The 7,074-nt window shown below is 55.3% G+C and carries 5 protein-coding genes and 2 pseudogenes; 3 read left to right on the top strand and 4 right to left on the bottom strand.

Annotated features, from left to right (window positions below; all coding sequences use genetic code 11):
* Together flaB and DBR30_RS08460 are read right to left on the bottom strand one after the other, a co-directional pair.
* Window positions 1-457, bottom strand: a pseudogene (flaB, locus tag DBR30_RS21905) (flagellin B); the annotation flags it as partial.
* 586 nt (window positions 458-1,043) lie between these two features.
* A complete protein-coding gene (locus tag DBR30_RS08460) occupies window positions 1,044-1,958 on the bottom strand; it encodes a flagellin N-terminal helical domain-containing protein (RefSeq protein WP_108542026.1) in 915 nt (304 codons plus the stop codon).
* 384 nt (window positions 1,959-2,342) lie between these two features.
* Here DBR30_RS08460 and DBR30_RS08465 point away from each other — a divergent pair, with 384 nt between their 5' ends.
* Entirely contained in the window at window positions 2,343-2,975 is a 633-nt protein-coding gene (locus DBR30_RS08465) for a trimeric intracellular cation channel family protein (RefSeq protein ID WP_005333975.1), read from the top strand.
* 100 nt (window positions 2,976-3,075) lie between these two features.
* Complete coding sequence (locus DBR30_RS08470; protein ID WP_108542025.1) at window positions 3,076-3,468, top strand: hypothetical protein; 393 nt, start codon at window positions 3,076-3,078, stop codon at window positions 3,466-3,468.
* Between the two features lie 74 nt (window positions 3,469-3,542).
* Here the strand turns inward: DBR30_RS08470 and thiI are convergent, their stop codons facing one another.
* Window positions 3,543-4,991, bottom strand: a complete 1,449-nt coding sequence (gene thiI / locus DBR30_RS08475; RefSeq protein ID WP_019446044.1) for a tRNA uracil 4-sulfurtransferase ThiI — start codon at window positions 4,989-4,991, stop codon at window positions 3,543-3,545.
* Between the two features lie 177 nt (window positions 4,992-5,168).
* On the opposite strand from thiI, the gene DBR30_RS08480 reads away from it, so the two are divergent.
* Window positions 5,169-6,134 (top strand): hypothetical protein, encoded by a 966-nt coding sequence (locus DBR30_RS08480; protein WP_108542024.1) that lies wholly within the window; start codon window positions 5,169-5,171, stop codon window positions 6,132-6,134.
* Between the two features lie 426 nt (window positions 6,135-6,560).
* Here the strand turns inward: DBR30_RS08480 and DBR30_RS21910 are convergent.
* Window positions 6,561-7,074, bottom strand: a pseudogene (locus DBR30_RS21910) (penicillin-binding protein 1C); the annotation flags it as partial.

Here is a 7,074-nt window from a genome sequence, read left to right on the forward strand (position 1 = left end):
TCGCATCGGCACCGACTTGGAAGGTACCGGTGAAACTACCATCCAGCAACTTGGTACCGGCGAAGCTGGTATCGGTCGAAATGCGGTTAATTTCAGAACCCAGCTGATCGACCTCTTTTTGTAGCGCTTCACGATCCTTGGCTGAGTTGGAACCGTTGGCAGATTGTTGCGCCAAGGTGCGCATGCGCTGGAGCATGCCGGTCACTTCATCCATTGCGCCTTCAGCCGTTTGTGCCAGAGAGATACCATCATTAGCGTTACGGTTACCCTGATCCAGACCATTGATCTGAGAAGTTAAACGGTTGGAGATCTGCAAACCCGCAGCATCATCTTTTGCGCTGTTGATACGCAAACCGGATGCCAAACGGGTATACGAGGTATCCAGAGATTTGGTGGTATTCATCAAATTACGCTGGGCGTTCAGTGATGACGTATTAGTGTTAATGAACATGGCCATAATAAATTCTCCCGAAGAACATGCGACTGCGGGTTGCGTCACCATAACTGAGTGACGACCCACCGTAGAAGAGGAGGTTGAACTAGCCTCTCTCTTCTGGCGGGTACCTGTTTGAACAGACAGACTACCCGCAGCTATGCAAACGTTGGATTCCGAACACCCCTCGATTGCGTCATCTTTTTAGCGGCAGAATTTAGCCAAGCTTTAGGAAAATTGTTGCCGATAGCGGCAAGTCTTCTCCTGTGAGGGGTAACATACTCAATCACCCCACCCTCCTATGGGAGAGCCTTCCAGCCATGCCCATAGATGAGCCTGAGGAAATATAATTTTGGCATGATGTATGCAAACACTAGGAGGAGTGACGCCAATTTGGCGACACAATAAAAAATGGCCGGAGAACCGGCCTAAAAATGAGCATATGCTCAGGAGAATATGACCAAGCGTGACAGAACTGAACAGCTGGACAACACTTGGCATTACTAGTAGAGAATTATATCTCTCCCGATAGAACAGAGTGCGAACCCGAACACCCCTTTGTTCCATCTCTTGACCAGGGCGGCCTGAACAACCGCCCTGTTTTCTTTTGTTAGCCTTGCAGCAGTTGAAGTGCTGACTGAGGTCTCTGGTTGGCCTGTGACAGGATGCTGGATGCCGCCTGTTGCAGAATATTCTGTTTGGTCATGTTGGCCGTTTCGATAGCAAAGTCTGCATCCCGGATACGGGAACGAGCTGCGCTGACGTTTTCCGAGATATTGGCTTGGTTGCGAATGGTCGAATCCATCCGGTTCTGTACTGCCCCCAGCTCAGCACGCTTGCCATCTACAACAGCTAACATTGCATCTGCTGCTGCCAAAACCTCTTGAGCTTTACTCTGAGTGCTAATACTGATGCCGCCAACTCCCCCACCAGTGAAGATATTACTCAAAGCGACTGTGGTCTGTGCACTAGCAGCATTCAGTACCGTAATCGTAGTTGCAGCAGCTTCAGCAATACCCGAAATGCTAAAGCCCGCATTTTGACTCAAACTGAAACTAATGGTTTGGTTGGCATCAGCCCCAACCTGGAAGCTCCCAGTGAAAGAACCATCGAGCAACTTGGTCCCCGCAAATGTGGTAGAGGTAGATATACGGTTGATCTCTGCTCCCAGTTGATCGACCTCTTTTTGCAGTGCTTCACGATCCTTGGCAGAGTTGGAACCGTTAGCCGACTGTTGTGCCAAAGTACGCATACGCTGCAGCATGCCGGTCACTTCATCCATGGCCCCTTCCGCAGTTTGTGCCAGAGAGATACCATCATTAGCGTTACGGTTACCTTGATCCAGACCGTTGATCTGAGAGGTCAAGCGGTTGGAAATTTGCAGACCCGCAGCATCATCTTTGGCGCTGTTGATACGCAAACCAGATGCCAGTCGAGTGTAGGAAGTATCCAGTGATTTGGTCGCATTCATCATATTACGCTGAGCGTTGAGTGATGAAACGTTAGTGTTGATAAAAAGGCCCATGACTATTCTCCTAAGCTATTAAATTTACTCTTCTATTTGCTCGAGCTTTATTATTTTCTGTGCCCGATGCGTCTTATTTAACGGCTCGTTTTTGGATGTCTTTAGCATTTTTTTCAACGCTTCATCGCATTAACGCCGCTTACCTTATTTATCGGCGAGTCGAGGGGAAACTTAAGAAAAAAATTGGGTCTAAACCTGTGATGGGACTCAACCTTCTAAAGCCCGCCAACGGCGGAGAGCTGCGGGCACGCACGAGCCTCACCCGGTTCATGCCGCGAGAAAAAATCCGTCCCGACTCTCAATTTTGTCGAGCACTGTTGGCGATTGGGCTCACCAGCCCCTAAAATCGCGGCCCCATCAACAATTTGGCGTGAGTTGTTCTCCATGCAGACACTGGTTGAGCAGATTGTTTACATCAGCGACATGTTTGGTACTGCGGTATTCGCGTTTTCAGGGGTATTGGTGGCTGGACGACTCAGAATGGACGGGTTTGGCGTCATGGTTTTGGCGGCGGTCACTGCCATCGGCGGCGGCACTATCCGTGACATGATCCTGGGAGCCACCCCCGTGTTCTGGGTGCGCGATCCCCTCTATATCTGGGTCGTCATTGCGACGGCGCTGATCGGTATGTGGATGGTCAAGCTGCCCCGCAGGATGCCATGGTATGTGCTGCCGGTGGCGGATGCCTTCGGACTGGCCCTCTTTACCGTTATCGGTGCCCAGAAGGCCCTCAATTTCGGCACCCCAGGGCTGATTGCCGTGATCATGGGCACCATGACCGGGGTAGCCGGTGGCATGATCCGCGATGTACTGGCGCGGGAGGTGCCCATGGTGCTGCAAAAAGAGATCTATGCCACCGCCTGTATCCTTGGCGGCATTCTCTATACCCTGGCGCTTGAGGCCAACATGGACAGGGTAACGGCCATGCTCATCTGCATGACGGCCGTGTTTGGCCTGCGGGTAGCTGCTATCTACTGGCATCTGTCGCTGCCCACCTTCTCGCTGCAACGCAATTGAGAGCAGGCCCACAGCGTCATCATGTCGCTGTGGGCCGCGCGTTGAACCAAATAGGCTTTTCTGTTGTCATAGAAGCAGTCGTTGTTAGCCGGAACTTCTCATGCGCAAAATCGGTATGCTTATCACCCTCCTCCTGGCGAACGTGACGGCAGCCCACGCCGAAGCACAAGTGGTATTTGGACGACTGGCCTCGGCGCCGGTGCAGCAGTTCAACCAGCAGATACGCCAGGCAAGCCATCAACAGCAAAACTGGGTTAATGACTACCGTGAGGTAGCTCTGCGATTCGTCGGTCATGGTGACACACCCAGTCGCATCCATGCCCAGCAACTGGACAATGATCTGGTGCTCTCGGTCGCCCTCGACGGCAGCAAGAGCGACATGATCTACATTCTGACCCTCTATCGCAGCAACAACCTGTGGCAGATGCGGGAGGCGGAAATGGGCTGGCGTTGTCAGGGGCAAGACTCCTTCACTCCGGTTCCCTGTCCCTGATAGTCAGGGCTCACTCTGTGAAATAAAAAATCCGGCACATTGGCCGGATTTTTTAGTGAAGGTGAAAAACACGCTTACGGGCGGTACACCTTGACATTGTCAAAGCCCTTCTCTTTCAGATAGAGCGCCTGCAGCTTGCTCATCACGCCGCGATCACAGTAGAGCAGGTAGGTCTTCTCTTTGGGCAGATCGCCAAAGGCGGTGGCCAGCTTGAAGAAGGGGATATGCAGTACTTCACGACCTTCCACCACCAGCGGCTTCTCGTCGTGTTCGTCGGCAGAGCGGATATCCAGGATCACCTCGTCAGCGCCCAGCACCTGGGTGGTTTCCACCTCTTGCACTTCAGCGGCAGTCTCTTCACCGATACGGCGGATATCAAGGTAACGGGCCTCAGAGACCACCTTGTCCAGAATGGAGAAGTCAAAATTGGCCTCTTCCTCTTCAATGCGGGAGAGCTCGGCCTTCACGGTCGGCTTTTTGGAGATGACGCCACAGTACTCCGGCATGGTTTCGGCGAACTCCAGGGTGCCGATGCGGCGGGCTTCGCTGATGATATCCGGCTTGTCCCAAGTGATGAGCGGGCGCAGGATCACCTTGTCGGTGACCCGGTCGATCACGTTCAGGTTGGTGAGAGTCTGGCTGGAGACCTGACCCACACACTCACCGGTCACCAGCGCCGGGATCTGGAATTCATCGGCCACCTTGGCGGCAGCACGCATCATCATCCGCTTGAGCACCACGCCCATCTGACCGTTGTCGATCTTCTCGAGGATCTCGGCAACCACAGGCTCGAAGTCCACAGCGGTGAAACGTACCCGATGGGAGGAGCCGAAACGGTTCCACAGGTGATAGGCCACCTGCTTGACGCCGATCTCGTGGGCCGCACCACCAAGATTGAAGAAGCAGTAGTGCACTCGGCAGCCACGCTTGATGAACTGGAACGAAGCCACGCCGGAGTCAAAACCGCCGGAGAGCAGACTCAGCACATCTTCCTGGGTCGCGATGGGCATGCCGCTCAGACCCTGATGAATAGCACTGACGATAAAGAGCTCCTCGCCGTCGATCTCTAGGTTGATCTTCACATCCGGGTTCTTGAGGCGCACACCATTGCTTTCGCAGTGCTGGTTCAGACCGCCCCCCACATAGCGCTCAACCTCGAGGGAGGAGAACTCATGCTTGCCGTGGCGCTTGGCGCGCACGCAGAAGGTTTTGCCCTTGAGCTGGTCGCCCCATACGGCTTTCACCTGCTCGAAGATGTCGTGCAGATCGGTAAACTTGCTGGCCTGAACCTCGAGGAAGGCCTGAATGCCCGGAATACAGGCCAAAGCTTCGATAGCCTGCTCGCGGAACTGGTCATTGCGGGAGCTCACGATCAGCTTGTCCCAATCCATCCGTACGCGGGCATCGTCGTCGAAGCGGCGCAGGACATTGCGGATATTGCCCTGCAGGATCTTGATAAAGCGCTGGCGAACCGACTTGCTCTTGATGGTGATTTCCGGGAACAGCTTGATAATGAACTTCATGGTAATGACTCGGGTGACCTTGATTTAAGGGCGCGAATTATATCAGAACTTTGTGGCCAGCGCCTACTGGATGAGCGTTTGCTCACATTACCCCACGCAGTGTTTGCCGTGCAGCGCCAATCTTGCGTATATTCCCGACCCTGCGCCTCGCCAGATTTTTGACAACAGACTGATCCGATGAAGACCTATATCTACTACCCCGGCATGGAGGTACGCGACGAGCTCTGGCTCAAATTTGCCTTGCTCTATCTGGAGCGGCTTGCCTTTGTCTTCACCGTCAGCGAAAAGAGCGGTCTCACCGCCCTGCTCGATACCCTTCAACAGCAGAGCGATCTGCTAGCCGAGCGGCCCGATGCCGCCTTTTTTGCCGCCATTACCCCGCAATTGGAGAGCCAGATAAGCGGCCTGGTGGCCCCCGATTTCGTCCGCCACAAGGTGTTTGGCAACAAGGAACTGATTGGTCGCTGGCGTCAGGAGGCCAACCACGACTGCTTCTGCCCAGATCAGGCGGGGCTGGAGCGGCTGCACGGCTTTTGCCTGACTCACGGCTTTGCGACCCGGGATGAGGGGGGGATCAGAATGGCGCGACGCTTTGCCAATCTGCTCTCCATGCGTCTCGCCCGTGAGTGGGCACTCGCCAATGACGGGGCGCTCATTACCGATCACGACTATCTCGACCGCCTGCTCCACCTGCTCGAATCCCGCTACCACAATCGCGGTGGTCAGGATTGCTTCCACCTTGAGATCCCTTTGCAAGTGCCCACTCACCTGGCCGACATTCCGTTTGCAGAGCTGATTGCCCTGCGCGGGCGCAGCGGCTTTCGCCAACAGCTGGCCGCATTTCATATGGCCATCGACAACCTGCTCACCATGCTGGGTAGCGGCTATGCCGACCCGGCGGCCCTGACCCGCTTTGAGCAGGCTCAGCAAGGGCTCAATCAACTACTCGGGCCCGAGACCCTCAGCATGCCACTCACCACCCTGGTCAGCACCAGCCTGCCCGCCGTGGCGATGCTCCATCAGTTAAAGGCGAGCCATCCCGAAAGCAACCTCATCTTCCATCCCATCAAGAAGAGCCACTTTCACCAACGCAAGAGCCAGCACTTCTTCACCCGGCTCGGCCATCTGCGCCAACCGGGCTGAACCGTCGGAATGAAAAAGGGGTTGGCATCTGCCAACCCCTCTCGTTTTCTGCGGCCTACCAATCATCACCCCGGTGATTGGCCCGCTCTTGCGCCTGCCTGCGCGCCTCCATCGCCCTGTCACGGCGGATATTGGCAGGGGTACAGGCAAACTGTTTCTGATTGCAACGAGCAAAACTCTCGGAAGCAGGTTCGAAAGGTGAATAGAACCCGGTACGTTCAGGAGAAACATGGTGATCACCATGATTGGTTGTGGCACAACCCGAACTCATCAGCACCAGCAAGGGACACAGAACACGCAGCAAAAGAGAACTCCCGATTGGATTTGAATGAATTCGTAATTATTCACAAATTAATTCATCCAATCAAATATTGATGCATTTCAAATAGTTAATTACATTCACCTCAATGGCTGTCGGCAAAACGCTCAACGGGTGATGGTGCCGGCATCACTGTCAGGATGCACCACGCGAAACTCGATGCGATCGCTGTTACCCGCCTCGTCCACCACCACCAGCTGATAACGACCCGCCACACTCAGCACCTGATCCCCATCCCAGCGCAGCCGCTGGCCGTTGAGAAACCAAGCTGGCTTGCCGACACCGCCGAGCACCTTGGGCTGCAACCGATAGCGCTGGCTGCGGATAAGGTTGCCCTCCCCCAGCGCCACGATGCGAATGGGGGCCTGCAGCTCGGCGCTCTGCCCTTCCCCCGCGCAGCCGCTGGCGAGCAGCGCCTGCCGTCGCTCACCAGGTGACCGCCAAGGCTCCAGCGACAACGGCCAGAGCGCCCGAAAACCGGATTGCGCCGCATCCTGGCAGCGGGCCAGGGTCGGCTTGCCCTCGGCGGTCAGCGCCACTTGGCGCAGCGGCGAGGGCCAGTCCATGGGATCCGGCAAGGTGGGAGGATCGCGCCCTTCCAGCAACCAGGCGCTCTGGCGC

The sequence above is a fragment of the Aeromonas sp. HMWF017 genome, assembly GCF_003061465.1.
Taxonomy (GTDB): domain Bacteria; phylum Pseudomonadota; class Gammaproteobacteria; order Enterobacterales; family Aeromonadaceae; genus Aeromonas; species Aeromonas veronii.

Excerpts from the sequence above, each read along its gene's own strand:
- DBR30_RS08460 (WP_108542026.1), bottom strand. The coding sequence starts at position 1,958 with ATGGGCCTTTTTATCAACACTAACGTTTCATCACTCAACGCTCAGCGT.
- DBR30_RS08465 (WP_005333975.1), top strand. The coding sequence starts at position 2,343 with ATGCAGACACTGGTTGAGCAGATTGTTTACATCAGCGACATGTTTGGT.
- DBR30_RS08470 (WP_108542025.1), top strand. The coding sequence starts at position 3,076 with ATGCGCAAAATCGGTATGCTTATCACCCTCCTCCTGGCGAACGTGACG.
- thiI (WP_019446044.1), bottom strand. The coding sequence starts at position 4,991 with ATGAAGTTCATTATCAAGCTGTTCCCGGAAATCACCATCAAGAGCAAG.
- DBR30_RS08480 (WP_108542024.1), top strand. The coding sequence starts at position 5,169 with ATGAAGACCTATATCTACTACCCCGGCATGGAGGTACGCGACGAGCTC.